The organism is Mycobacterium sp. SMC-4 (genome assembly GCF_050205565.1).
Classification (GTDB): Bacteria; Actinomycetota; Actinomycetes; order Mycobacteriales; family Mycobacteriaceae; genus Mycobacterium.
The window spans coordinates 212,884-236,072 of sequence record NZ_JBNMQU010000005.1 but is presented as its reverse complement, the minus strand read 5'-3'; the positions used below and the strand labels follow the sequence as shown (position 1 = coordinate 236,072).

Genomic DNA, 23,189 nt, shown 5'->3' with positions numbered 1-23,189 from the left:
CTTCCCTTCCCCTGCCAGCCGTTTGACTCTTTAAGAAGGGTAGCCGCCACCGCGCCATCACCGACCACCGCCCCTCGACTCAGGGTCCGGTCCGTCGCGGGTGGGATCGTCTCCCTCGTCCAGCGCGTCCCAGATCGCCCGTTCTGACATCGTGTCCTCCGGACCTTCGGCGGGCGTGGCCCGTCGCGAATACCGCGCCGCGTCGGCACGGCGCGTCGCCGCGGCGCGCATCAACAGCACGGCACCCAGCAGCGACAGCACCGCAGCGACCAGCGTCACCACCGCGCCGGTGTAGGAGCGCTCGGTGTTGAGCAGCTGGAACACCGGCACCTCGGCGAGCTGGGCCGCGCGGGAGGCGACGTCGGGCACCACCCACAAGCTGATGGCCAGGTAGCCCATGCCCGCGCTGGCGGCCGCCACCAGCACCGACAGAATCCGCAACGGCCAGCCGCGGACCGCCAGCGCCGCAGCCGCGGCCGCGGCGACCAGAAGCGCCAGCGGAATCAACGCCGTCGACCACGTCGCGCCATTGATGTCGGCGGTCTTGGGCTGACCGAGACCATCGAAGGAGCTGACCTGCACCCAGGTCAGCCGAGAGCCCACCCACAGGCCGGCCGCAGCCAGCACCAGCAGCAGTTGGGCGGCCCTGATCACGGTTCGCTCAGCGTCTCGGCCGCAGCGATCGCGCTCAACACCGCGCGCGCCTTGTTGGATGCCTCGGTGTACTCGTAGGGGCCGTTGGAATCGGCCACCACGCCCCCGCCGGCCTGCACGTAGGCGGTGCCGCCGCGCATCAGTGCCGTGCGGATCGCGATCGCGAAGTCGGCGTTGCCGGCGAAGTCCAGATAACCCAGCACACCGCCGTACAGGCCGCGCCGCGTCTTCTCGACCTCTTCGATGAGCTCCATGGCCCGCACCTTGGGCGCCCCCGACAACGTCCCGGCGGGGAAGCACGCCGTCACCGCGTCCAGTGCGGTCTTACCGTCGGACAGCAACCCGGTGACCGTCGACACCAGGTGCATGACGTGGCTGTAGCGCTCGATGTGGCTGTAGTCCTCGACCCGCACGGTGCCCGGGCGGCACACCCGGCCCAGATCGTTACGGCCTAGGTCGACGAGCATGAGGTGCTCGGCGCGCTCCTTCTCGTCGGCCAGCAACTCCTTCTCGAGGAGGACATCCTCCTCTTCGGTGTCCCCCCGCCAGCGGGTCCCGGCGATCGGGTGGGTGGTGGCGCGGCCGTCCTTCACGGTCACCAGTGCCTCCGGACTGGAGCCGACGATCGAGAAGTCAAGGCCCCCAGTCTGATCGGGGACGTTGAGCAGGTACATGTACGGGCTGGGGTTGGACACCCGCAGCATCCGGTAGACGTCCAGCGGATCGGCATCGGTGTCCATCTCGAAGCGCTGCGACGGCACCACCTGGAAGGCCTCACCGGCTTCGATGTCACCGACGAGTTTGTCGACGATCTGGCTGTATTCCTCCACCGTGCGTTGGGCGCGATGTACCGGGGCCGGTCTGCGGAAGGTGGCCACCGTCGAGGGCAGCGGTTCGGCCAGCGCCGCGGTCATCACCTCGAGTCGCGCGACCGCGTCGTCGTAGGCGGCATCGACGCGTTCGTCGGTGCCGTTCCAGTTGACCGCGTTGGCGATCAAGGTGATGGTGCCCTCGTGATGGTCGACCGCGGCGATGTCGGTGGCCAGCAGCAACACCATGTCCGGCAGGCCCAGATCGTCGACGGTCAGTTCCGGCAGCCGCTCCAGGCGCCGCACGAAGTCGTAGGCGAAGTAGCCGACCAGACCGGATGACAGCGGCGGCAGCCCTGGTAGCGCCGCGGTCTCCAGCAGCGCCAGCGTCGCCTTCAGCGCCTCCAACGGGTCGCCGCCCGACGGCGCGTCCTGCGGGATGGTGCCCAGCCAACCGGCGTGGCCGTCGCGCACCGTCAACGCCGACGGGGCGCCGGCACCGATGAACGACCACCGCGACCACGACCGGCCGTTCTCCGCAGATTCCAGCAGGAACGTGCCGGGACGGTTGGCGGCCAACTTCCGGTAGGCCGACAGCGGCGTCTCGCTGTCGGCGAGCACCTTGCGCGTGACGGGCACCACGCGATGCTCGGCGGCCAGTGCCCGGAAGTCCTCCCGCGACGTCGTCACCGTCAGGTCGGCAGTCGTTTGCACGCGGTGATTCTCCCAGACGTACGGTTGGAACCATGAATCCTGGCGATCGGGTCGACGACTTCGAACTCCCCGACCAGACCGGCACCCCGCGCCGCCTGACCGACCTCCTGGCCGACGGACCGATGGTGCTGTTCTTCTACCCTGCCGCGATGACACCGGGCTGCACCCGGGAAGCCTGTCACTTCCGGGACCTTGCGTCGGAGTTCGCGGCCGTCGGCGCGACGACGGTGGGCATCAGCGCCGATCCGGTTGCCAAACAGGCCACGTTCGCCGACCAGCAAGGGTTCGGCTATCCCCTGCTGTCCGACAGCGACGGCGTCGTGGCCTCGCGGTTCGGCGTCAAACGCGGCTTGCTGGGCAAACTGATGCCAGTCAAGCGCACGACGTTCGTCATCGACACCGACCGTACGGTCATCGACGTCATCTCCAGCGAGCTGAACATGAACGCCCACGCCGACAAGGCGCTCGAGGTGCTGCGTCGCCGGCAACGCGCGTGACCCCGGTCCTGGAACTCGTCGATGTGACGTTCCGCCGCAACGGCAAACAGATCCTCGACGGAATCACGCTGTCGGTGCACGCCGGTGAACACTGGGCGCTGCTCGGTCCCAACGGCGCCGGCAAGAGCACACTGCTGGGCTTCTGCGCGGCAATGACGTTCCCCACCACCGGGACTGTGCGCATCCTCGGGCAGCAGATGGGACGGGTCGATCTGTCGGCGCTGCGACGCCACATCGGCCACGTCAACCCCCGCCACCGCCTGCAGTCTCCGCTGAGTGTGCGCGAGGTGGTGCTGACCGGCATCACGGCCACCATCGACATGCCGCTGCGGTGGAGCCCCGGAGCTGACGAACTCGCGCGCACCGAAGCGCTGATCGCCGCGGTCGGGCTGTCCCGCAAGGCCGAGGACGTGTGGCCGACGCTGTCTCAGGGCGAGCGGGGCCGCGCCCTGATCGCCCGGGCACTGATCGCCGAGCCGCAGCTCCTGCTGCTGGACGAGCCGACCACGGGTCTGGACGTCGCCGCACGCGAGCAACTCCTGGAGACCATCGACTCGCTCGACGACACGCACCCCGAGGTCGCCTCGATCCTGGTGACGCACCATCTCGAAGAACTCCCGACCACCACGACGCACGCGCTGCTGATCGCCGAAGGCCGCATCGTGGTCAGCGGTCCCGCACGTGACACGATCACCACCGACACGGTCTCGGCAGCATTCGACCACCCGGTGATGGTCGGCTACGAGCAGGGGCGCTGGACCGCGCGGGCCAAGGCCGCGGCGGTCATCGACGTGGGTCAGTCCGCGGGGCCGAGCAACAGGTCGGCGTCGAAACAGGTGTGATCGCCGGTGTGGCAGGCACCGCCGACCTGATCGACTTCGAGCAGCACCGCATCGCCGTCGCAGTCCAACCGAACCGAGTGCACATGCTGGGTGTGCCCGGATGTTGCGCCTTTGATCCACTGTTCGCCGCGGGATCGGGAGAAGTACGTCGCTTCCCGCGTCCGCAGGGTCCGTGCCAGTGCGGCATCGTCCATCCACGCGACCATCAGCACCTGCCCGGTGGCGCGTTCCTGCACGACGGCCGTGAACAGGCCGTCGTCGTTGCGTTTGAGTCGCGACGCGATCGCCGGGTCGAGAGTCACCGCACCACGATTCCCTGCGCCGCCATCGCGGCCTTGACCTGACCGATGGTCAATTCGCGGAAATGGAAGACACTGGCCGCCAGCACCGCATCTGCCCCGGCGTGCACTGCGGGAGCGAAATGGTCGACCGCACCCGCGCCTCCGCTGGCGATCACGGGGACCGACACGGCCCCGCGCACCGCGTGCAGCATCTTCAAGTCGAAGCCCGCCTTGGTGCCGTCGAAGTCCATCGAGTTGAGCAGGATCTCCCCCACGCCCAATTCCGCACCGCGAGTGGCCCATTCAACGGCGTCGATCCCGGTGCCGCGGCGCCCACCGTGGGTGGTCACCTCCCACCCGGACGTCGTGGGCGGCGAGCCCTCCGGCACGGTGCGCGCGTCGACGGACAGCACGATGCACTGCGAACCGAATTGGCGGGAGAGCTCCGAGAGCAGCTCCGGACGCGCGATCGCGGCCGTGTTGACCGAGACCTTGTCGGCCCCGGCGCGCAGCAGCACGTCCACGTCACCGACGGAGCGCACACCGCCGCCGACCGTCAGCGGGATGAACACCTGGTCGGCGGTGCGCCGCACCACCTCCAGCATCGTCGAGCGGCCCGACGACGATGCGGTCACATCGAGGAAGGTGAGTTCGTCGGCGCCCTCGGCGTCGTATGCGGCTGCGAGTTCTACCGGGTCACCGGCGTCACGCAGGTTCGCGAAGTTGACGCCCTTGACCACCCGTCCGGCGTCGACGTCCAGACAGGGGATCACCCGGGCGGCGACGTCGCTGGACGGGGTCACCGGTAGTCCTCCGGGTCTCCCGCGTCTGCGATGAGTTCCAGCATCCGTTCGTGCACGCCGGGCGCGGCCGCCACCGCCGAGGGCGACGTCACCGTCCACGGCTGGCCGGCCAGATCGGTGACGACGCCGCCGGCGGCCCGCACCAACGCCACTCCGGCAGCGTGGTCCCACGCATGGTGTCCGAAACTGATTGCGCCACCGAGGATTCCGGCCGAGACGTATGCGAAGTCGATCCCGGTGGACCCGTGCATGCGCATCCGGGAACATTCCCGGCTCAGGTTCGCCAGCATCGCCGCGCGGAAGCGGCCCGGATACCGTCCTCGCGAATCGATGTTGTAGGTGCCGGTCGCGACGACCGAATCGGCCAGCGTGGTCCGTTGCAGGGCATCCACGGGTTCGCCGTTGCAGTACACCGGTCCGCCCACGATCGCGGTGTAGCGCTGCGAGGTGAACGGCAACCACGTCAACCCGAGGACGGGTTCGCCGTCGGTCAGCAGCGCCAGCAGTATCGCTGCTGTCGGCAGCCCCGCCGCGTAGTTGAACGTGCCGTCGATGGGATCGAGCACCCAGACCTGCTCGGCGTCCAGCGATTCGCCGCCGAACTCCTCGCCGTGGACCCCGATCCCGGTGAGCCTGGTCAACTCGGCGGTGATCCGCTTCTCCAGGGCCAGATCGACGTCGGTGGCGAAGTCGTTGCCCTTCTTCTCCACAGCGGAGTCGGCGCGGTGGCCGTTGACGAACTGCGGCGAGGCGGAGTCGAGGATTCCGGCTGCGGTGGCCAGCAGTTCTTTCAGCTGGTCTGTATCGAGCATGGCGGCACCCTCACTGACTGACGGCGGCCAGCGCCTGCGGCAGCGTGAACCGCTCGGCGTAGAGGGCTTTCCCGACGATCGCGCCTTCGACACCGTGTCCGGTCAGCGTCGCGATGGCGCGCAGGTCGTCGAGGCTCGAGACGCCGCCCGAGGCGATCACCGGGGCGTCGGTGCGTTCGCAGACCTGGGTCAGCAGTTCGAGGTTCGGCCCGTTGAGCGTGCCGTCCTTGGTGACGTCGGTGACGACGAAGCGCGAACATCCTTCGCGGTCAAGGCGTTCCAGCACGGTCCACAGGTCCCCGCCGTCGGTCTCCCAGCCGCGTCCACGCAGCCGGTGCTGACCGTCAACGATCTTGACGTCCAGACCGACGGCGACCTTCTCGCCGTGCTCGGCGACGACTTTGGCGCACCACTGCGGGTTCTCCAACGCGGCGGTACCGAGGTTGACGCGAGCGCACCCGGTCGCCAGCGCGGCGGCCAGGGACTCGTCGTCGCGGATGCCGCCCGAGAGTTCCACCGCGACGTCGAGCTTGCCGACCACCTCGGCGAGCAACTCGCGGTTGGAGCCGCGGCCGAAAGCGGCGTCGAGGTCGACCAGATGGATCCACTCGGCACCGTCGCGCTGCCACGTCATCGCCGCGTCGAGCGCCGACCCGTAGGTCGTCTCGGAGCCGGCCTGCCCCTGCACCAGCCGTACGGCGCGACCCTCCACCACGTCCACGGCGGGCAGCAGGATCAGCTTCGATGACTTCACGGAATTCACGCTGGTCAACTTAGCGCTCCAACCCAGTTCGACAGCAATTCGGCACCGGCGTCCCCGCTCTTCTCGGGATGGAACTGGGTCGCCGACAGCGGCCCGTCTTCGACCGCGGCGAGGAAGGGCACGTGGTGGGTGGCCCAGGTGAGTCGGGCGTCGGGATTGCCCTCCCACTGCTGGGCCGCATACGAGTGCACGAAGTAGAAGCGGGTGTCGGCGCTCATTCCGGCGAACAGCACGCTGTCGGACGGGGCGTCGACGACGTTCCAGCCCATGTGCGGGATCACCGGGGCGTCCAGACGCACGACGGATCCGGGCCACTGGCCGCATCCGGCGGTCTCGACCCCGAATTCCACACCGCGGGAGAACAGGATCTGCATTCCCACGCACACCCCGAGCACCGGACGACCCGCGGACAGGCGGTCGGCGATGATCTTCTCACCGTCGATGGAGCGCAGACCGGCCATGCAGGATTCGAACGCTCCGACGCCAGGCACCACCAGACCGTCGGCTGCCATCGCCGCGGACGGATCGGCGGTCACCTCGACATCTGCACCCACGCGCTCGAGAGCACGCTGGGCTGAGCGGAGGTTGCCCGATCCGTAGTCGAGCACCACGAGTTTCTTGCTCACAGGGTGCCTTTGGTGGACGGCACACCGCTGACCCGAGCGTCGTACTCCACGGCGGTGCGTAGCGCCCGCGCGACGGCCTTGTACTGCGCTTCGGTGATGTGGTGCGGATCGCGTCCGTAGAGGGTGCGCACGTGCAGCGCGATCCGGGCGTTGAACGCCAGGGACTCGAAGACGTGCCGGTTGACGACGGTGTGATACGGCGCCGAGGACCCGGCGATGGTGAATTCGACCATGTAGTCGGGCTCGCCGGTGTGCACGAAGTAGGGCCGGCCGGAGACGTCTACCGCGGCGTGTGCCAGCGATTCGTCCATCGGGATGTACGCGTCGCCGAAGCGGCGGATACCGCGTTTGTCGCCGAGGGCCTGGCCGAGCGCCTGCCCCAGCACGATCGCGGTGTCCTCGATGGTGTGATGGCCTTCGATCTCGATGTCGCCGGTGGCCTTCACCGTCAGATCGAAGCTGGCATGACTCCCCAACGAGGTGAGCATGTGGTCGAAGAACGGCACACCGGTGTCGACGCTGACCTGTCCGGTGCCGTCGAGATTCAACTCGACGGCGATGTCGGACTCCTTGGTCGTGCGGGTGATCGAGGCGCGACGGGCGACGCGCTCGGGTTCGCCGGTGGAAGTGGTCACGATGCTCCTATTCGTGCGCTGGCTGCCAGCAGCGCGTCGTTCTCGTCGGTCAGGCCGATCGTTGTGCGCAGGTATCCGGGGATTCCCACATCGCGGATGAGGACGCCCTCGTCGAGATAGCGCTGCCACGTCTCGTGGGCGTCGGTGAACTCCCCGAACATCAGGAAATTCGCGTCGCTGGGTATAACGCGGAACCCCAGGGTCTGTAATTCCCGGGATACCCGTTCCCGCTCGGAGATCAGCGTGGCGACGCTGGCCAACGTGTCGTCCGCGTGCCGCAGTGCCGCGCGTGCGGCGGCCTGGGTGAGTGACGACAGGTGGTAGGGCAGTCGCACCAGCAACATGGCGTCGATCATCGCCGGCGTGGCCACCAGGTAGCCCAGCCGTCCGCCGGCGAACGCGAACGCCTTGCTCATCGTCCGCGTCACCACGAGCTTGGTCGGGTAGTCCTCGATCAACCCGATCGCACTGGGCTGCGAGGAGAACTCGCCGTAGGCCTCGTCGACGATCACGATGCCGCCGGACTGAGCGTCGAGCAGCTGACGCAGATCCTCGGTTGGGACGCTCTGACCGGACGGGTTGTTCGGGCTGGCCACGAACACCACGTCCGGGGCATGCTCTTTGATCGCGCGCGCCGCCACGCCGGCATCGAGGCTGAAATCCTCGGCCCGGTTGGCCACCAGCCAGGTGGTCTGGGTTCCGTCGGCGATGATCGGATGCATCGAGTACGACGGCACGAAGCCGATCGCGCTGCGCCCGGGGCCACCGAACGCCTGCAGGAGCTGCTGCAGGATCTCGTTCGATCCGTTTGCCGCCCATACATTTTCGACACCGACGCGGTGCCCGGTCTGCTTGGTCAGATACTCGGCCAGGTCCGCGCGCAACGCCACCGCGTCCCGGTCGGGATAGCGGTGCAGTTCGGCTGCCGCGTCGCGCACCGACGCGGCGACATCCTCGATCAACGCCTCGGTCGGCGGGTGCGGGTTCTCGTTGGTGTTCAGCCGCACGGGGACCGCCAATTGCGGTGCGCCGTAGGGTGATTTGCCGCGCAGATCCGCACGCAGCGGCAGATCGTCGAGGCTCACCTCGGTCATCGCTCGAACCTCCGACGCACCGCTTCGCCGTGGCTCGGCAGATTCTCGGCGTTGGCCAGCGTGATGACGTGTCCCGACACGTCTTTGAGTGCGGCCTCGGTGTAGTCGACGACGTGGATGCCACGCAGGAACGTCTGCACCGACAACCCGCTGGAGTGCCGCGCGCAGCCGGCGGTGGGCAGGACGTGGTTGGACCCGGCGCAGTAGTCGCCGAGGCTCACCGGAGAGTAGGGACCGACGAATATCGCGCCGGCAGAACGGATCCGGGTCGCGACGTCGGCGGCCTCGACGGTCTGGATCTCGAGGTGCTCGGCGGCGTAGGCGTTGACCGTGCGAACGCCGGTGTCGAGGTCGTCGACCAGCACGATGGCCGACTGCTGCCCACGCAGTGCCGCGGTGACCCGCTCACGGTGCACAGTGGTCTCCAGCTGCGCGGCGAGTTCGCGGTCGGTGGCGTCGGCCAGTGCCTGGCTGTCGGTGACCAGGACGCTGGCAGCCATCTCGTCGTGCTCGGCCTGGCTGATCAGATCGGCGGCGACGTGGACGGGATCGGCGGTGTGATCGGCGAGGATCGCGATCTCGGTGGGGCCGGCTTCGGCGTCGATCCCGACCTGCGAGCGGCAGATCCGCTTGGCTGCGGTGACGTAGATGTTGCCCGGCCCGGTGATCATGTCCACCGGCGCGAGCTCGGACCCGTCGGTGTCGGTGCCGCCGTAGGCCAGCAGCGCGACCGCCTGCGCACCGCCGACCGCCCAGACTTCCTCGACGCCCAGCAGGGCGGCCGCAGCAAGGATGGTCGGGTGCGGCAGGCCGTGGAAGGGGCCCTGCACGGAGGCTTGCGGCGGGCTCGCGATGACCAGGGAGTCCACTCCGGCGGTCTGGGCCGGCACCACGTTCATCACAACGCTGGACGGGTAGACGGCGTTGCCGCCCGGCACATACAAGCCGACCCGCTCGACAGGCACCCAGCGCTCCGTGACGGTCGCCCCCGGCGCCAGGGTGGTTGTTGTATCGGTGCGTCGCTGGTCGGCGTGTACGGCGCGGGCGCGTTCGATGGCGACCTCGAGCGCGACGCGGACGTCGGCGTCGAGCGTCTCCAATGCCGTCGCGAGCTTTTCGGACGGCACCCGGACCTGCTCGGGCCGCACGCCGTCGAAGGAAGCGCCGTACTCGAGCGCGGCCTCGGCCCCGCGAGCTTCGACCGCCTCGACGATGGGCCGGACCTTGGGCAGAACAGCGTCGACGTCGACGCCGCCGCGCGGCAGAGCCGAGCGCAGACGGGCCGCCGACAACGTCGTGCCACGCAGATCGATGCGCCGCAGAAGCCCTGGCGATACATTCACGCTGACCATTGTCCCAGAGCAGGCCAAATCCAATTTGGAGGCGTCATGACCGACTTGCCGAGAATGTTCCCGGAATGGCTCGACCGGATTCAGATCAAGTATTTCAACCCGGTGATCAAGCCGCTCGGCGGCAAGCTGCCGGGCCTGTCGATCATCAAACACCGAGGTCGCAAGTCCGGGCGGCAGTACGAGGCGGTGGTCACGGCCTACCGTAAAGGTGGCCAGTTGGCGATCGTGCTGGGTCATGGCAAGACCGACTGGGCCAAGAACGTGCTCGCGGCTGGGGAAGCCGATGTGCGGCTCTTCCGTGACGAAGTCCACATCGTCAACCCGCGGATCGTGCCGAACGGCCAGGGCGTGGAGGCGCTGCCCGCCATTGCACGCCGACAGGCCAAGACGGTCGCGGTGTTCGTCGCCGATATCGCTTGACCCTGCTGTCACACTGACGCCATGACGTGGCAGATGTGGCTGGCTTTCGCCGGCGCGGCCATCGTGATCGCGGTGTCTCCAGGTGCCGGAGCCATCCAGTCCATGGCCACCGGTGTGACTCATGGAGTCAAGCGCGGCTACTGGAGCATCGTCGGCCTCGAAGTCGGCTTGATGTTGCAGCTGGCGCTGGTGGCGTTCGGGCTGGGTGCGGCCGTGGCCAACTCGATCGTGGCGTTCACCGTCATCAAGTGGGTGGGTGTCGCCTACCTCATCTATCTGGCGATCCGCCAGTGGCGCAGCGCGCCGGTCGATGTGACTGCCGGGATGGACGTGGCGGTCGACGGGGGAAGGCGGGCCCTCCTGGTGCGCGGCTTCCTGGTCAACGCCACCAATCCGAAGGGACTGCTGTTCTTCCTCGCCGTGATGCCACAGTTCGTCGTACCGACGGCGCCTCTGCTGCCGCAGTATCTGGCGATCGGTTCGACGATGGTCGCCGTCGACATGGTGGTGATGGGCCTCTACACCGGGTTGGCTGTCCGCCTGCTGACCATGTTGCGCACGGGGCGTCAACAGACGCTGCTCAACCGCGCGTTTTCCGCCCTGTTCGCGGCGGCTGCTGTGCTGCTCTCACTACTGCGGCGCGGACCGGCTGCGGCCTGACCGTCAGCGGCAGCGGCCGCTGATCGCCGCACTGGCCGCCTCGGCGGCGGCCAGGCGGGCAGCCTGGTCTGCGTCGGTGTTGGGCACCCCGGCAGTCGCTGCGGCGCCGATGTCCATCAGCTGGTTGGCGAACTCGCGGACGTCGTCGGCCAGATCGGCCGGTGTGGCCGGTTCCAGGCGGGCCAACAGGTACTGTCCGCCGTCGAGCAGCGCGACGCGCGCGTTGGCGGCCGCGGCAAGCGCACCGGCGATGTCGGTGGACCCGCCGGGTGGTTCGGTGTTGGTGTTGGTGCCGACGGCGGTGCGGACCGTCTGATACGCCGCGCACGTCGCCCGGGTCGCCTCGGCGCGCTGCGCCTCGGTGTAGTCCGGTTCACGGTCGATGGTGCGTATCAGCGCGAAGACCGCGACCACCAGTGCCAGCACGGCAACCGACAGCGACACTTTCATCGATTAGAGATCCAACCCCAGATCAAGCACCCGCACCGAATGCGTCAGCGCCCCGACAGCGAGGTAGTCCACGCCGGTGCCTGCGTAGTCGGCGGCGTTCTCCAGTGCCAGCCCGCCCGAGGACTCCAGTTTGGTCTGCGGACTGGTCGCGGCGCGGCGCTGAGCGGCGATCTGCGTCTGCCACACCGGGAAGTTGTCGAGCAGGATGAGTTCCACTCCCTCGGCGAGCACCTCGTCGAGCTGCTCGAGCGAGTCGACCTCCACTTCGCACGGCAGATCCGGTGCGGCCGAACGGACCTCACGCAGCGCGGCGACAACCGATCCTGCGGCGGCCACGTGGTTGTCCTTGATCAAGGCGGCATCCCCGAGGCCCATGCGGTGGTTGACGCCTCCGCCGACCCGCACTGCGTACTTCTGCAGGGCGCGAAGCCCGGGCAGGGTCTTGCGGGTGTCGCGAATCTGCGCCGAGGTTTCGGCGACGGCCGCCACCCACGCGGCGGTCGTGGTCGCGATGCCCGACAGATGGCACACCAGGTTCAGGAGCGTGCGCTCGGCGGTGAGCAGGCCCTGCGTCGGCGCCTCGATGGTCAACGCGGCGTCCCGGGGCGAGAGTCGCGTCCCGTCGGGCACCTGGTGGATGACGCGGTATCCGTCCTCGCCGAGCACGGCGTCGAGCACCAGCAGGGCGATTTCGGAACCGGCGAGCACGCCGGGTTCCCGGGCCACCACCGATGCTGTCGTGGTGGCCTCGGCGGGCACGGTGGCCAGCGTGGTCACATCGGGCCCATAGCGCAGATCCTCGTCGAGCGCGCGCGCGATCACGTCGCGCGCCTCGTTGCGTTCGGCGTCGCCGAAGTCCATCAACACCCCGCGGGAGTCAGGCCGGCTGCAGTGTGCTCAGTGGTGAACGCCTGCGCCGGGTCGGTGTCCGGAAAGTCCGCACGATGGTGGCATCCGCGAGTTTCGGTGCGGGCCAACGCCGCTGCGGCCACCACGGAGGCTACCGCGGTCAACGCGGCGTCTTCGATGTCGCGGCGGGTTCGCATCGGACGAGGTTCGGCGGAGTCGAGTTCGTCGAGCGCCTCGGCCAATCCCGCGGCTCTGCGCATGACCGTCACGTGCCGGGTCATCAGCGCCTGCAACCGTTCCCGCGGCATCGCGGGCCGCACAGGCATCGACGGGATCTGCATGCGGACAGGTCCTGCAGCCGCGGCGTGACGAGCGGCCGCGCGACCGGCACGGTCACCCACGACAAGCCCCTCGAGCAGACTGTTGGATGCCAGGCGGTTGGCGCCGTGCATTCCGGTGCGGGCGACTTCGCCGGCGCTGAACAAACCCGGCCGCGCAGTGCGCCCGTCGACGTCGGTGACCACGCCTCCGCAGCTGTAGTGCGCTCCCGGCACGACCGGGATCGGCTGCTGTGTCGGCTCGATCCCAGCGGCCAGGCATGCAGCGGTGACGGTCGGGAAGCGGACCGGCAGGTCCGGAACCGCGCGTGCGTCCAGGTACACGCACGGCTCCCCCGAGGCGCTCAGCCGAGCCTCGATGGCCGCGGCCACCACATCTCGCGGCGCCAGGTCGCCCATCGGGTGGGCACCGGCGGTCACCGAGACACCATGGCGATCGACGAGTTTCGCGCCCTCGCCGCGCAAAGCCTCGGTGATCAGCGGCCGGCGTCCCCCGGCCTCGGCGGTGTAGAGCATGGTCGGGTGGAACTGGATGAATTCGATGTCGGCGACCGGCAGCCCGGCCCACAGTGCGAGGGCGATGCCGTCGCCGGTGGAGCCGTCGGGGTTGGTGGTGGACTGGTAGAGGTGCCCCAATCCCCCGGTGGCCAGAATCACCGAGGGCGCATGGATGACGCCGAGCCCGTCGTCGCTGGAGACCAGCACTCCGGACACCCCGGCGTCGCTGACCAGGACCTCGAGGGCCAGGTGGTTGCGACGGATGTCGAGGGTGGCCGCGGCGTGGTTGAGCGCGCGCTGCACTTCGGCGCCGGTGGCATCGCCGCCGGCGTGGATGATCCGCCGGCGCGAGTGCCCGCCCTCCCGGGTCAGCGCCCACCGGCCCGGTGCTGATTCGTCGAACACTGCTCCGGCGCCGACGAGTTCGCAGACGGCGCGGTGCCCGTCGGCGACGATGGACCGCACCGCCGCGGGATCGCTGAGACCGGCGCCTGCCACGACGGTGTCGGTGACGTGAGCTTCGACCGAATCATCGGTGTCGGGCAGGACGACGGCGATGCCGCCCTGCGCGTAGAACGTCGCGGTCTGGTCAGCCTTGCTGAGCAGGACGACCTTCGACCCCTGCCGGTGGGCGGCGAGCGCTGCGGCCAGACCCGCCACGCCGGTGCCGACCACCACCACGTCTGCGCGTTGGCGCCAGACTCCCGCGCCGCCGCAGGCTGGGGTCATTCCCCGCCGCCGGGCTGCCCGATCTCGATCATCCGCGTCACGCTCAAGCGAGCGGCCGCAGCGACGTCCGGGTCCACGTGGACCTCGTCGGCGCCTTCGATCAGGCAACGCAGCATCGCCGCCGGCGTGATCATCTTCATGTACCGGCACGATGCCCGGTCGTTGACCGCGCGGAAGTCGACTTCTGGTGCCGCACGGCGCAATTGGTGCAGCATGCCCACCTCGGTGGCGACCAGAACCTGGCGCGCCCCGGTCTCGCGGGCGGCGTCGAGCATGCCGCCGGTCGACAGGATCTTCACCCGCTCCTCCGGGAACGAGCCTTCCCCGGCCAGGTAGAGCGCCGAGGTCGCGCAACCGCATTCGGGATGCACGAACAGTTCGGCGTCCGGGTGCGTGCGTGCCTGCTCGGCGAGTTCGTCACCGTTGATGCCGGCGTGTACGTGGCATTCCCCGGCCCAGATGTGCAGGTTCTTGCGACCGGTCATCCGTCGAACGTGGGCGCCGAGGAACTGGTCCGGGCAGAACAACACGTCGCGATCCTCGGGGATGGACGCGACGACCTCCACGGCGTTGGAGGACGTGCAGCAGATGTCGGTCTCGGCCTTCACCGCTGCGGTGGTGTTGACATACGACACCACGACCGCGCCGGGGTGGTCGGCCTTCCAGGCGCGCAGTTCCTCGGCGCTGATCGAGTCGGCCAGCGAGCAGCCTGCCCGCTGGTCTGGGATCAGCACCGTCTTGTCCGGCGAGAGGATCTTGGCGGTTTCGGCCATGAAGTGCACGCCCGCGAAGATGATCGTGTCCTCCGGCGCCTCGGCGGCGATGCGCGACAGGGCCAGCGAGTCACCGACATGGTCGGCGACGTCCTGGATGGCGGGCAGTTGATAGTTGTGCGCCAGCAGCGTCGCGCCCCGCAGCTCGACGAGGCGGCGCACTTCTGCGGCCCATGCCTCATCGGCGTCGACACCGGAGAACCCGTCGGGTCCGTCCACGATCCGATCCGCGAGATCGTCAGCGATCACCGTCATCGCCGCCTCCTTTCCCAAGGTCGAGGTTTTCGACTTACAATCGAAAACATGGCACATACTAGCACCGAGCATGAAGTGCTGGCCGTCGTGTTCCAGGTTCGTCCCGTCGACACGTCGGGCGCCGACGGCAAACCCGCACTTCACGTGCTCTTGTGGCAGCGCGCGTTGGACCCCGAGCGCAGCAAGTGGTCGTTGCCCGGCGGCCGGCTCGGCGCCGACGAAGATCTGACCAGCTCGGTGCGACGGCAGCTTGCCGAGAAGGTCGACCTGCGCGAACTTGCCCACCTCGAGCAGTTGGCGGTGTTCTCCGACCCGGCCCGGGTGCCGGGACCCCGCACGATCGCCTCCACATTCCTCGGTCTGGTGCCCTCCCCCGCGACCCCCGAACTACCGTCGGACACACGATGGCACCCGGTCAGCGAGCTGCCGCCGATGGCGTTCGACCACGGGCCGATGGTGCAGCACGCCCACCAGCGGCTGGTCGCCAAACTGTCCTACACCAACATCGGATTCGCCTTGGCGCCAGCCGAATTCGCGTTGTCGACGCTCCGCGACATCTACGGGGCGGCGCTGAGCTACCAGGTCGATGCCACCAACCTGCAGCGGGTGCTCGAGCGCCGGGGCGTGATCACCCGTACCGGTACGACTGCGCGATCCGGTCGCAGCGGTGGGCGCCCGGCCGCGTTGTACCGCTTCACCGAGTCCCGGTACCGGGTCACCGACGAGTTCGCGGCGCTGCGTCCGCCCGGGTGAGTCGACTGGATTCTTAAAGCACTCTTAAGTAACAATGCCTGGATGGACTTGGGCAACGTGGCGCGGTCGACCGGCGCCGAATGGATCGGTCAGGCCCCCCATGAGCCGCTGCAGCGCAACGCGCGCCCGATCCTCCCGAGCGACGACCTCTTCTACCAGCCACCGAACGGTTTCGAGCATGCGCGCCCCGGCACGGTACTGCGCTCCCGCGAGGTCGAGCTGGCGTTTCTCGGCCTGATCCCGCAGAAACTGCAGGCCACTCAACTGCTGTACCGCAGCACCGACCTCAACGGTGATCCGCAGGCCGCCGTCACCACCGTGTTGATCCCCGCGGAACGCGCGACCGACCGGCCGCTGCCGATCGTGTCCTACCAGTGCGCCATCGATGCCATCGCCGGCCGCTGCTTCCCGTCCTACGCGCTGCGGCGCGGCGCCAAAGCGGTCGGCGCGGTGGCCCAGTTCGAGTTTCTGCTGGTGGCCGCAGCACTGGCCGAGGGATGGGCAGTGTCGGTGCCCGACCACGAGGGGTCGACCGGCATCTGGGGCGCACCGTACGAGCCCGGTTACCACGTGCTCGACGGAGTCCGCGCGGCGATCAACCACCAGCCGTTCGGACTGGCCCCCGAGTCGCCTGTCGGTCTGTGGGGGTACTCCGGCGGCGGCTTGGCTTCCGCGTGGGCGGCCGAGGTCCAGGACGACTATGCGCCCGACCTCAACCTCGTCGGCGCCGTGCTGGGCTCACCGGTCGGAGACCTCGGTCATGCGTTCAAGCGCCTCAACGGCAGCATCTACTCGGGTCTGCCGGCGCTGGTCGTCGCCGCGTTGACACACGTCTATCCCGAGTTGCACCGCATCATCGACGAGCACGCCACCGTCGAGGGCAAGGCGATGCTGGCCCGCATCGAGAAGATGACCACCGCGCACGCGATGCTGGCGCTCGTGGGCCGGGACATGGCCACGATGATCGACCGGCCGCTCGAGGAGATCCTGCTGACCCCCGAGGTGCAGAAGGTCTTCGACTCCATCAAACTCGGCACCGCCGCACCCAGGACGCCGGTGCTGATCGTGCAGGCCGTGCACGACCGCATCGTGTCCGTCAACGACATCGACGTCCTCACCGAGACCTACACCCGGGGCGGGGCCAGCGTCACCTACCACCGCGACATGTTCAGCGAGCACCTGCTGTTGCATCCGATGTCGGCACCGATGACGCTCCGCTGGCTGCGCGACCGGTTCGCCGGACGACCGCTGGGCACGCACATCGCCCGCACCAAATGGCCGACGTTGCTGAACCCGTCGACCTATCGGGGCATGCTCACGCTGGGCAAGATCACCGCGAAGGTCATCACGGGACGACGGGTGGAACGTCAGCCCCTGTCGCAATTCGATCGGTGAGCACCACCGGATAGTCCACCGGCGGCCAGGCACCGAGATCGTCGCGCGGCGTCGCCACGGCCGCCAGGACGTACACCCCGGCGATGATGGCGGCCGGCAGCAGCAACGTCAGCGCGATCTGTAGCGGGGTGTGCCCGAAGAACACCGCGGGCGCCTCGGTGATGTAGTGGACGCGATCGTCCTCGGTGACCGGCGCGGTCGCGACGTCGATGCTGCCGTACCGCCAGCGCGCCACCAGAGTGCCGACACCGGCCGCCGCCGCAGCGGCCGCAACCGCCCCGGCGCTCAGCGCACCGATCATCACCGGGCCGCGGTGGGCCCGCCACTGCCACGCCAGGACGGCCGCCACGACGGCCAGGACCGACAGCATCCCGACGAACATCGCGGCGGCGGTGAACCAGTGATCGGCTTCGTTGCCGATCGCAGCCTTGATGCGGTCACCGCTGCGCGTCAGCGCCACGATCCCGTGGATCGGTGGGGCCACCAACGCCCAGAGTGCGCCGACGATCGCCCCGGCCGCGACCAGTGCCGCGAGCACCCGCACCACCGCGCCGCGACGCGACACCCTGGACTCCCTCACGGCGGCGGTCATCGGAAGAGGTCCAGATCGTGTGAGTCGACCAGGCCGTGACGGGAGCACTTGGCCCACCAGCCGTCGGGCCGTACCTGCACGATCATCCGGCGCCCGCAGGCCGCGCAGAACCGTGGCGGTTCGAGCCCGAGCTGCGCCGCTGTCGGGACGGAGCTACCGGCCGGGCCGCCCGTGTAAACGTTGTAGGTTCCCGCGCCGACCGGGGCGGGAAGGTCGGTGGTCATCACAGCGTGGCGTTGAGGGCCTTGATGGGCATCTGCAGGTCGTCGAGCAATTCGAGGTCGGCTTCGGCGGGTCGGCCCAGCGTGGTCAGGTAGTTGCCGACGATCACGGCGTTGATGCCACCGAGGATGCCCTTTTTGGCGCCCAGGTCGCCCAGGGTGATCTCGCGGCCGCCGGCGAAGCGCAACATGGTGCGGGGCAGGGCCAGCCGGAACGCTGCGACGGCCTTGAGCGCCTCGCCGGCCGGCAGCACATCGAGATCGCCGAACGGGGTGCCGGGCCGCGGGTTGAGAAAGTTCAGCGGTACCTCGTGCGGGTCCAGCTCGGCCAGGTTGGCGGCGAACTCGGCGCGCTGCTCGAGCGTCTCCCCCATGCCCAGGATGCCGCCGCAGCAGACCTCCATGCCGGCCTCGCGCACCATTTGCAGTGTGCCCCAACGCTCTTCCCACGAATGCGTGGTGACGACGTTGGTGAAGAACGAGCGGGCGGTCTCGAGGTTGTGGTTGTACCGGTGCACGCCCATGGCTGCGAGCTGGTCGACCTGCTCCTGGGTCAACATGCCCAGCGAACAGGCGATCTGAATGTCGACCTCGTTGCGGATGGCCTCGATACCGGCGGCCACCTGCGCGAGCAGGCGCTCGTCTGGTCCGCGTACCGCCGCGACGATGCAGAATTCGGTCGCCCCGGTCTTGGCGGTCTGCTTGGCCGCTTCGACCAGACTCGGGATGTCCAGCCAGGCGCTGCGCACCGGCGAGGCGAAGAGTCCGGACTGCGAACAGAAGTGGCAGTCCTCGGGGCACCCACCGGTCTTGAGGCTGATGATGCCCTCGACCTCCACGTCGGGTCCGCACCACTTCATGCGCACGTCGTGGGCCAGGGCGAGCAGGTCGTCGAGTCGGTCGTCCGGCAGTTGGAGCACCTGCAGGGTCTGGTCCTGGTTCAGGCCTTCGCCGCGTTCCAGTACCTGCTCACGGGCCACTGCCAGAATGTCGCTCACCGATTGCCTTCCGTTGAACACGTCGGCTGAGCCGACCGTTGAACACGTCGGCTGAGCCGACCCTTGAACACCGTTCAGGTTAGGGTACCGGTGTGCAGCTTCACAAACGCGACGTGGTCGAGGCGGCGACCTCGCTGCTGGATTCCTACGGCCTGGCCGATCTGACCATGCGTCGGCTCGCGCGCGAGCTCGAGGTCTCCCCCGGCGCGCTGTACTGGCATTTCGCGAACAAGCAACAGTTGTTGGGCGCCGTCGCCGACCATCTGCTCCCGACATTCGACGACCTCACCGGTGGATGGCACGAGCGGGTCACGACGATCTGTCACGGGTTGCGCAATGCGCTGCTGTCCCACACCGACGGCGCCGAGTTGGTGTCGGCGAGCTTCGCGGCCGGGCAGTCGGCCACCATGGACGAAGTGCTCGCAGCGCTGGGGGGCGCCGCCGCCGAAGCCGGTGTGGCGCCTGCACATACCGAGTTGGCGGCCCGCACGGTCGTCTACTACGTGCTCGGATTCACCGTCGACGAGCAGTCCCGCCTGCAGTGGGACGCCGCCGGTGCGCAGGTATCGCAGACGGTGTGGACCGAAAACCCGACCGCGCGTTTCGAATTCGGGCTCCAACTGTTGATGGACGGGATCGCGGCGCACAGCCGGTCGCAGACCTGATCACTCGATCGGGTCGACCACCTTGGCGTTGCCGTCCCAGTGCCGCAGGGCCAGGGCGGTGCCGCGGATGTCCCGGGTGACCCGCCGCAGTCCGATCGCCGTCGCCAACAGGTCGGCCGGTACCCGCCGAGCCAGGGTGACGTGCGGCGTCCAGCGCCCCGGATCCGCGTGTGGCAATGGCCCGTTGGGCATGTACGGCCTCGCCACCCGGTGCGTCTCGGCGTGCAGATCCAGCAGTTCGGCAGACGGGACCAGCAGGCGCACCAGGGTCAGCGCACGAGGGGAACCGAACAGCATCGGGGCACCGATCATGCACGGCAACGGCAGTCGGCTCAGGAGCGTGCGCAGCGATTCATCGACTGCGTCGTCGAGATGCTCGGAGACGGTCAGTGTCACGTGCGGCCGGTTCGTCGGCGACGTGTGCCCCGCCAGGCTGCGGATGCCCGCATCGGCGAGGTCCTGCCACACCTGCCGCACCGCGGCCTCGGTGTCGTCGTCGAACAGCAACTCGACTGAATGGACCATTCAGGTCACCAGTGCCCGCACCCAGGACGTGTCGAAGGCTGCTTGGCTGACCGAGGCGAACTCGTCGGCGGACAGTGTCCTGGCACCGGCCGGCAGCACCGCGCGCACCGGAGCCTGGCGGGCCAGCGCGTCGCGGTTGTCGACATCGGCCACGCCTGCCGACTCCGGCCAGGAACCGATCACCAGGCCCGCACAGACAAGTCCCGCGGTGCTCAGCGCCTCTAGGGTCAACGCGGTGTGGTTGAGGGTGCCCAGGCCGGAGCGGACGACCACCAACACCGGCGCAGCCAGATCGTGGGCGACATCGCGCAGGGTGACAGCACCGGACCCGATCTCCACGAGGAGACCGCCCGCACCTTCGACCAACGTGAGTCGTCCGGGCCGGTCCACCGTGGCGGCCAGCGCCGTGAGATCGCCGCGGCTCGGTAGCTGCGCACCGACGCGTTGCGCTGCGGCCAGTGGTGCGAGCGGTTCGGGGAACCGGCCCAGCCCGTGCAATTCCTGCACACCGGACAGCCGCCCGACCTCGGCGAGGTCGTCGTCGCCGTCAGCGGTACCGGTCTGCACCGGTTTGCACACCGCGACGTCCAGGCCGGCAAGCCGGGCGTGGCACGCCAGCGCTGCGGTGGCGATGGTCTTGCCGACCCCTGTGTCGGTCCCGGTGACGACGAGAACACTCACGCCGGCGAGAGCACCTCGGTGAAGGCCTGCCGGGCCAGCGCCATCTCGTCGTCGGTCAGCGACGCGCGCGCCGTCAGACGCAACCGGGAGGTGCCCGCCGGCACCGTGGGCGGCCGGAAGCAGCCGACGCGCACACCGCGGTCCAGGCACGCCGCGGCCGCGGCGACCGCGACGTCTGGGTCGCCGAGGATCACCGACACCACCGCGGAGGGCGGGACTTCCTCGACTCCGCACATCGCCGCGAGTTCGGCGGCGCGGTCGAGCACCCGCTGCGCGCGACCAGGTTCTGCGACGAGCACCTCCAACGCCGCGAGGGCGGCACCGACGGCCGCCGGCGCCAGCCCGGTGTCGAAGATGAAGGGCCGCGCCGCGTCGATCAGATGTTCGCGGACCGCCGCCGGCCCCAGCACCACACCGCCTTGGCTGCCCAGCGCCTTGGACAGCGTCGTCGTCATCACGACATCGGGCGAGCCGGCCAGGCCGACCTCGTGCAGCAGGCCACGGCCGCCGTCGCCGCGCACACCGAGGCCGTGCGCCTCATCGACCAGCAGTAACGCGCCGTGCCGGCGGCACGCGTCGTGCAGCGCGCGGATCGGTGCGAGGGTCCCGTCGGCGGAGAAGACGGAGTCGGTGACCACCACGGCGCGCGCCTCGTCACGTGAAGCCAACGCGGCCTCGACGGCGGCGACGTCATTGTGCGGGCTGACCACCACCCGTGCGCGCGACAGTCGGCAGGCGTCGACCAGTGATGCGTGGGTCAGGGCGTCCGACACCAGTAGCGATCCCGGCCCCGACAGCGCGACGACAGCACCCAGGTTGGCGGTGTAGCCCGAGGAGAAGACCAGCGCCGACTCGGCGCCGACGAACTCGGCCAGCGCCTGCTCGAACGTCTCGTGCAATTCGGTGTTGCCGGTGACCAGCCGTGAGCCGGTGGAACCGGCGCCCCAGGTGCGCAGCGCCGCGACGCCCGCGTCGATGACGCGGGGATGCTGGGAGAGCCCGAGGTAGTCGTTAGAGGCCAGATCCACTTCGGCGCCGACCGGCGGGCGGGTGCGCAACGTCCGGCGCAACCCCTCGGCTCGGCGCCGTGTCGCCACGTCGGCGAGCCACGCCAGCGGATCGGTGCTGACGCGGGTCATGGGCGCTCCTTGTGTGTTGAACACCTCGGCGAGCCGAGTATTGAACACCGTTCAGGTTAGAGCACGCGCGACCGCGATCATCGCCGAGGTGATGTCGTCGACCTGCTCGGGCGTACAGATATATGGAGGCATCACGTAGATGAGGTTGCGGAACGGGCGCAGCCAGACGCCGTTGTCGACAGCCACCGGTGTCGCGACGCGCAGATCCACAGGCCGATCCGTCTCGATCACCCCGATCGCGCCGAGCACCCGCACGTCGGTGACGTTGGGCAACTCCCGTGCGGGCGCCAGACCGTCGGCCAGACCGGCCGAGATCGCGTGCACCCGTGCCCGCCAGTCCCCCGAGAGCAGCAACTCCACAGCGGCGACGGACACCGCACATGCCAGCGCGTTGGCCATGAACGTCGGGCCGTGCATCAGCGCTCCCGGTTCGTTGTCGCTGATCGTCACGGCCACTTCACGCGTGCACAGGGTCGCGGCCAGGGTCAGATAGCCGCCGGTCAATGCCTTGCCGACGCACATGATGTCGGGGCTGATCCCGGCGTGGTCGGCGGCGAACAGCTCACCGGTCCGGCCGAAGCCGGTGGCGATCTCGTCGAAGATCAGCAGCACGTCGTGCTCATCGCACAGGCGGCGCAGGTCGCGCAGATAGCGGGGATCATGGAATCGCATGCCGCCGGCGCCCTGGACCACGGGCTCGACGATCACCGCGGCCAGTTCGTGGGCGTGTCGGCCCAACTGCTCGGCGAAGGCCGCCACGTACCCGGGTTCGTAGGCGGCGGGCACCGGTGGAGCGAACACCTGCTCGGCCAGCAGTGAGTGCTCACCACGCCACAGCTGGTGCATGCCGCCGTCGGGATCGCACACGCTCATCGGTGTGAACGTGTCGCCGTGGTAACCGCCGCGCCAGGTCATCAACCGACTCTTGGCGCTGTGCCCGCTGCTGCGCCAATACTGCAGCGCCATCTTGATCGCGACCTCGACCGAAACCGAACCGGAGTCGCTGAAGAACACCGTCTCCAGTCCCGACGGCGTGATGTCGACCAGCAGCTGCGCCAGCCGCGCAGCCGGTTCGTGCGTCAATCCACCGAACATGACGTGGTTCATCCGACCCAGCTGACGGGTGATCGCCTCGTCGAGCACGGGGTGCCCATGCCCGTGGACGGCGGTCCACCAGGACGCCATCGCGTCCAGCACCTCGACTTCCCGGCCGTGGTAGGAGAGCGTCAGGTGAGGCCCGCGCGCAGCCAGCGCCACGATCGGTTCCAGTGCATCAGATCCGATCGAGCTGTACGGATGCCAGATGTGGGCGGCATCGATGGCGCTGATCTCGATGGGCGTCAACGCACACACCTTCGGTAGATTA

General features: G+C 69.0%; 28 protein-coding genes. 7 read left to right on the top strand and 21 right to left on the bottom strand.

Annotated features, from left to right (window positions below):
• Positions 1 to 57: 57 nt before the first annotated feature.
• Together ACQI46_RS11560 and ACQI46_RS11555 are read right to left on the bottom strand one after the other, a co-directional pair.
• Positions 58 to 654, bottom strand: coding sequence for a TIGR02234 family membrane protein (locus tag ACQI46_RS11560; RefSeq protein WP_427094124.1), 597 nt, complete (start codon positions 652 to 654; stop codon positions 58 to 60).
• Positions 651 to 2,177 (bottom strand): anthranilate synthase component I, encoded by a 1,527-nt coding sequence (locus ACQI46_RS11555; RefSeq protein WP_427094123.1) that lies wholly within the window; start codon positions 2,175 to 2,177, stop codon positions 651 to 653. Before ACQI46_RS11555 ends, ACQI46_RS11560 begins: the two co-directional genes overlap by 4 nt.
• A gap of 32 nt (positions 2,178 to 2,209) precedes the next feature.
• Between ACQI46_RS11555 and ACQI46_RS11550 the strand changes: the two genes are divergently transcribed.
• The gene (locus ACQI46_RS11550) at positions 2,210 to 2,674 is read left to right on the top strand and encodes a peroxiredoxin (protein WP_427094122.1); all 465 of its coding nucleotides are present in this window, start codon (positions 2,210 to 2,212) and stop codon (positions 2,672 to 2,674) included.
• On the top strand, positions 2,671 to 3,516 hold the full coding sequence (locus ACQI46_RS11545; protein ID WP_427094121.1) for an ABC transporter ATP-binding protein: 846 nt from the start codon (positions 2,671 to 2,673) through the stop codon (positions 3,514 to 3,516). The genes ACQI46_RS11550 and ACQI46_RS11545 overlap by 4 nt, the downstream gene beginning before the upstream one ends.
• On the opposite strand, the gene hisI is transcribed toward ACQI46_RS11545, so the two are convergent.
• The 8 genes from hisI to hisD are packed head-to-tail and all read right to left on the bottom strand — an operon-like array spanning position 3,471 to position 9,882.
• Positions 3,471 to 3,818 (bottom strand): phosphoribosyl-AMP cyclohydrolase, encoded by a 348-nt coding sequence (gene hisI, locus ACQI46_RS11540; RefSeq protein WP_427094120.1) that lies wholly within the window; start codon positions 3,816 to 3,818, stop codon positions 3,471 to 3,473. The two genes, ACQI46_RS11545 and hisI, sit on opposite strands and share 46 nt — an antisense overlap.
• Complete coding sequence (hisF, locus tag ACQI46_RS11535) at positions 3,815 to 4,600, bottom strand: imidazole glycerol phosphate synthase subunit HisF (RefSeq protein ID WP_427094119.1); 786 nt, start codon at positions 4,598 to 4,600, stop codon at positions 3,815 to 3,817. Before hisF ends, hisI begins: the two co-directional genes overlap by 4 nt.
• Positions 4,597 to 5,412 carry an inositol monophosphatase family protein gene (locus ACQI46_RS11530; protein WP_427094118.1) on the bottom strand — a complete coding sequence of 272 codons (816 nt, stop codon included), beginning with the start codon at positions 5,410 to 5,412 and terminating at the stop codon, positions 4,597 to 4,599. Before ACQI46_RS11530 ends, hisF begins: the two co-directional genes overlap by 4 nt.
• Positions 5,413 to 5,422: 10 nt before the next feature.
• Positions 5,423 to 6,151: a bifunctional 1-(5-phosphoribosyl)-5-((5-phosphoribosylamino)methylideneamino)imidazole-4-carboxamide isomerase/phosphoribosylanthranilate isomerase PriA gene (gene priA / locus ACQI46_RS11525; protein ID WP_427094220.1), complete on the bottom strand. Its 729-nt coding sequence runs from the start codon at positions 6,149 to 6,151 to the stop codon at positions 5,423 to 5,425.
• 29 nt (positions 6,152 to 6,180) lie between these two features.
• A complete protein-coding gene (gene hisH / locus ACQI46_RS11520) occupies positions 6,181 to 6,801 on the bottom strand; it encodes an imidazole glycerol phosphate synthase subunit HisH (protein WP_427094117.1) in 621 nt (206 codons plus the stop codon).
• Positions 6,798 to 7,436, bottom strand: coding sequence for an imidazoleglycerol-phosphate dehydratase HisB (gene hisB / locus ACQI46_RS11515; protein WP_427094116.1), 639 nt, complete (start codon positions 7,434 to 7,436; stop codon positions 6,798 to 6,800). The genes hisH and hisB overlap by 4 nt, the downstream gene beginning before the upstream one ends.
• Positions 7,433 to 8,530, bottom strand: coding sequence for a histidinol-phosphate transaminase (locus tag ACQI46_RS11510; protein ID WP_427094115.1), 1,098 nt, complete (start codon positions 8,528 to 8,530; stop codon positions 7,433 to 7,435). Before ACQI46_RS11510 ends, hisB begins: the two co-directional genes overlap by 4 nt.
• A complete protein-coding gene (gene hisD, locus ACQI46_RS11505) occupies positions 8,527 to 9,882 on the bottom strand; it encodes a histidinol dehydrogenase (protein WP_427094114.1) in 1,356 nt (451 codons plus the stop codon). Before hisD ends, ACQI46_RS11510 begins: the two co-directional genes overlap by 4 nt.
• Positions 9,883 to 9,918: 36 nt before the next feature.
• On the opposite strand from hisD, the gene ACQI46_RS11500 reads away from it, so the two are divergent.
• Together ACQI46_RS11500 and ACQI46_RS11495 are read left to right on the top strand one after the other, a co-directional pair.
• Positions 9,919 to 10,302, top strand: a complete 384-nt coding sequence (locus ACQI46_RS11500; protein WP_427094113.1) for a nitroreductase family deazaflavin-dependent oxidoreductase — start codon at positions 9,919 to 9,921, stop codon at positions 10,300 to 10,302.
• 21 nt (positions 10,303 to 10,323) lie between these two features.
• Positions 10,324 to 10,962 carry a LysE family transporter gene (locus tag ACQI46_RS11495; protein ID WP_427094112.1) on the top strand — a complete coding sequence of 213 codons (639 nt, stop codon included), beginning with the start codon at positions 10,324 to 10,326 and terminating at the stop codon, positions 10,960 to 10,962.
• 3 nt (positions 10,963 to 10,965) lie between these two features.
• Here ACQI46_RS11495 and ACQI46_RS11490 read toward each other — a convergent pair whose 3' ends face one another.
• The 4 genes from ACQI46_RS11490 to nadA are packed head-to-tail and all read right to left on the bottom strand — an operon-like array spanning position 10,966 to position 14,854.
• Positions 10,966 to 11,412 carry a hypothetical protein gene (locus ACQI46_RS11490; protein ID WP_427094111.1) on the bottom strand — a complete coding sequence of 149 codons (447 nt, stop codon included), beginning with the start codon at positions 11,410 to 11,412 and terminating at the stop codon, positions 10,966 to 10,968.
• 3 nt (positions 11,413 to 11,415) lie between these two features.
• Positions 11,416 to 12,273 carry a carboxylating nicotinate-nucleotide diphosphorylase gene (gene nadC / locus ACQI46_RS11485; protein WP_427094110.1) on the bottom strand — a complete coding sequence of 286 codons (858 nt, stop codon included), beginning with the start codon at positions 12,271 to 12,273 and terminating at the stop codon, positions 11,416 to 11,418.
• On the bottom strand, positions 12,273 to 13,826 hold the full coding sequence (locus ACQI46_RS11480; RefSeq protein ID WP_427094109.1) for an L-aspartate oxidase: 1,554 nt from the start codon (positions 13,824 to 13,826) through the stop codon (positions 12,273 to 12,275). Before ACQI46_RS11480 ends, nadC begins: the two co-directional genes overlap by 1 nt.
• The gene (gene nadA, locus ACQI46_RS11475) at positions 13,823 to 14,854 is read right to left on the bottom strand and encodes a quinolinate synthase NadA (RefSeq protein ID WP_427094108.1); all 1,032 of its coding nucleotides are present in this window, start codon (positions 14,852 to 14,854) and stop codon (positions 13,823 to 13,825) included. Before nadA ends, ACQI46_RS11480 begins: the two co-directional genes overlap by 4 nt.
• Positions 14,855 to 14,902: 48 nt before the next feature.
• On the opposite strand from nadA, the gene ACQI46_RS11470 reads away from it, so the two are divergent.
• Complete coding sequence (locus ACQI46_RS11470) at positions 14,903 to 15,607, top strand: NUDIX hydrolase (RefSeq protein ID WP_427094107.1); 705 nt, start codon at positions 14,903 to 14,905, stop codon at positions 15,605 to 15,607.
• 42 nt (positions 15,608 to 15,649) lie between these two features.
• Positions 15,650 to 17,002 carry a lipase family protein gene (locus ACQI46_RS11465; protein ID WP_427094106.1) on the top strand — a complete coding sequence of 451 codons (1,353 nt, stop codon included), beginning with the start codon at positions 15,650 to 15,652 and terminating at the stop codon, positions 17,000 to 17,002.
• Here the strand turns inward: ACQI46_RS11465 and ACQI46_RS11460 are convergent.
• From ACQI46_RS11460 to bioB, 3 genes are read right to left on the bottom strand one after another with little or no spacing between them, the layout of a single operon-like run.
• Complete coding sequence (locus ACQI46_RS11460) at positions 16,953 to 17,594, bottom strand: DUF2567 domain-containing protein (RefSeq protein WP_427094105.1); 642 nt, start codon at positions 17,592 to 17,594, stop codon at positions 16,953 to 16,955. The two genes, ACQI46_RS11465 and ACQI46_RS11460, sit on opposite strands and share 50 nt — an antisense overlap.
• Positions 17,591 to 17,818 carry a hypothetical protein gene (locus ACQI46_RS11455; protein ID WP_427094104.1) on the bottom strand — a complete coding sequence of 76 codons (228 nt, stop codon included), beginning with the start codon at positions 17,816 to 17,818 and terminating at the stop codon, positions 17,591 to 17,593. The genes ACQI46_RS11460 and ACQI46_RS11455 overlap by 4 nt, the downstream gene beginning before the upstream one ends.
• Positions 17,818 to 18,813, bottom strand: a complete 996-nt coding sequence (bioB, locus tag ACQI46_RS11450) for a biotin synthase BioB (RefSeq protein ID WP_427094103.1) — start codon at positions 18,811 to 18,813, stop codon at positions 17,818 to 17,820. The genes ACQI46_RS11455 and bioB overlap by 1 nt, the downstream gene beginning before the upstream one ends.
• Before the next feature lie 92 nt (positions 18,814 to 18,905).
• Here bioB and ACQI46_RS11445 point away from each other — a divergent pair, with 92 nt between their 5' ends.
• Positions 18,906 to 19,478 carry a TetR/AcrR family transcriptional regulator gene (locus tag ACQI46_RS11445; protein ID WP_427094102.1) on the top strand — a complete coding sequence of 191 codons (573 nt, stop codon included), beginning with the start codon at positions 18,906 to 18,908 and terminating at the stop codon, positions 19,476 to 19,478.
• Here the strand turns inward: ACQI46_RS11445 and ACQI46_RS11440 are convergent, their stop codons facing one another.
• From ACQI46_RS11440 to ACQI46_RS11425, 4 genes are read right to left on the bottom strand one after another with little or no spacing between them, the layout of a single operon-like run.
• Positions 19,479 to 20,003, bottom strand: coding sequence for a 2'-5' RNA ligase family protein (locus ACQI46_RS11440; RefSeq protein ID WP_427094101.1), 525 nt, complete (start codon positions 20,001 to 20,003; stop codon positions 19,479 to 19,481).
• A complete protein-coding gene (gene bioD, locus ACQI46_RS11435; RefSeq protein ID WP_427094100.1) occupies positions 20,004 to 20,684 on the bottom strand; it encodes a dethiobiotin synthase in 681 nt (226 codons plus the stop codon).
• Positions 20,681 to 21,823 (bottom strand): 8-amino-7-oxononanoate synthase, encoded by a 1,143-nt coding sequence (locus ACQI46_RS11430; protein ID WP_427094099.1) that lies wholly within the window; start codon positions 21,821 to 21,823, stop codon positions 20,681 to 20,683. Before ACQI46_RS11430 ends, bioD begins: the two co-directional genes overlap by 4 nt.
• A gap of 51 nt (positions 21,824 to 21,874) precedes the next feature.
• Positions 21,875 to 23,176: an adenosylmethionine--8-amino-7-oxononanoate transaminase gene (locus tag ACQI46_RS11425; RefSeq protein ID WP_427094098.1), complete on the bottom strand. Its 1,302-nt coding sequence runs from the start codon at positions 23,174 to 23,176 to the stop codon at positions 21,875 to 21,877.
• Between the last annotated feature and the right edge of the window lie 13 nt (positions 23,177 to 23,189).

What these genes read in the sequence shown, in the direction of transcription:
- ACQI46_RS11500 (WP_427094113.1), top strand. Translation starts at nt 9,919, where the DNA reads ATGACCGACTTGCCGAGAATGTTCCCGGAATGGCTCGACCGGATTCAG.
- ACQI46_RS11460 (WP_427094105.1), bottom strand. Translation starts at nt 17,594, where the DNA reads ATGACCGCCGCCGTGAGGGAGTCCAGGGTGTCGCGTCGCGGCGCGGTG.
- ACQI46_RS11455 (WP_427094104.1), bottom strand. Translation starts at nt 17,818, where the DNA reads ATGACCACCGACCTTCCCGCCCCGGTCGGCGCGGGAACCTACAACGTT.
- ACQI46_RS11530 (WP_427094118.1), bottom strand. Translation starts at nt 5,412, where the DNA reads ATGCTCGATACAGACCAGCTGAAAGAACTGCTGGCCACCGCAGCCGGA.
- ACQI46_RS11440 (WP_427094101.1), bottom strand. Translation starts at nt 20,003, where the DNA reads ATGGTCCATTCAGTCGAGTTGCTGTTCGACGACGACACCGAGGCCGCG.
- ACQI46_RS11510 (WP_427094115.1), bottom strand. Translation starts at nt 8,530, where the DNA reads ATGACCGAGGTGAGCCTCGACGATCTGCCGCTGCGTGCGGATCTGCGC.
- ACQI46_RS11480 (WP_427094109.1), bottom strand. Translation starts at nt 13,826, where the DNA reads ATGACCCCAGCCTGCGGCGGCGCGGGAGTCTGGCGCCAACGCGCAGAC.
- hisD (WP_427094114.1), bottom strand. Translation starts at nt 9,882, where the DNA reads ATGGTCAGCGTGAATGTATCGCCAGGGCTTCTGCGGCGCATCGATCTG.
- ACQI46_RS11470 (WP_427094107.1), top strand. Translation starts at nt 14,903, where the DNA reads ATGGCACATACTAGCACCGAGCATGAAGTGCTGGCCGTCGTGTTCCAG.
- ACQI46_RS11490 (WP_427094111.1), bottom strand. Translation starts at nt 11,412, where the DNA reads ATGAAAGTGTCGCTGTCGGTTGCCGTGCTGGCACTGGTGGTCGCGGTC.
- ACQI46_RS11430 (WP_427094099.1), bottom strand. Translation starts at nt 21,823, where the DNA reads ATGACCCGCGTCAGCACCGATCCGCTGGCGTGGCTCGCCGACGTGGCG.
- nadA (WP_427094108.1), bottom strand. Translation starts at nt 14,854, where the DNA reads ATGACGGTGATCGCTGACGATCTCGCGGATCGGATCGTGGACGGACCC.
- ACQI46_RS11495 (WP_427094112.1), top strand. Translation starts at nt 10,324, where the DNA reads ATGACGTGGCAGATGTGGCTGGCTTTCGCCGGCGCGGCCATCGTGATC.
- ACQI46_RS11550 (WP_427094122.1), top strand. Translation starts at nt 2,210, where the DNA reads ATGAATCCTGGCGATCGGGTCGACGACTTCGAACTCCCCGACCAGACC.
- ACQI46_RS11465 (WP_427094106.1), top strand. Translation starts at nt 15,650, where the DNA reads ATGGACTTGGGCAACGTGGCGCGGTCGACCGGCGCCGAATGGATCGGT.
- nadC (WP_427094110.1), bottom strand. Translation starts at nt 12,273, where the DNA reads ATGGACTTCGGCGACGCCGAACGCAACGAGGCGCGCGACGTGATCGCG.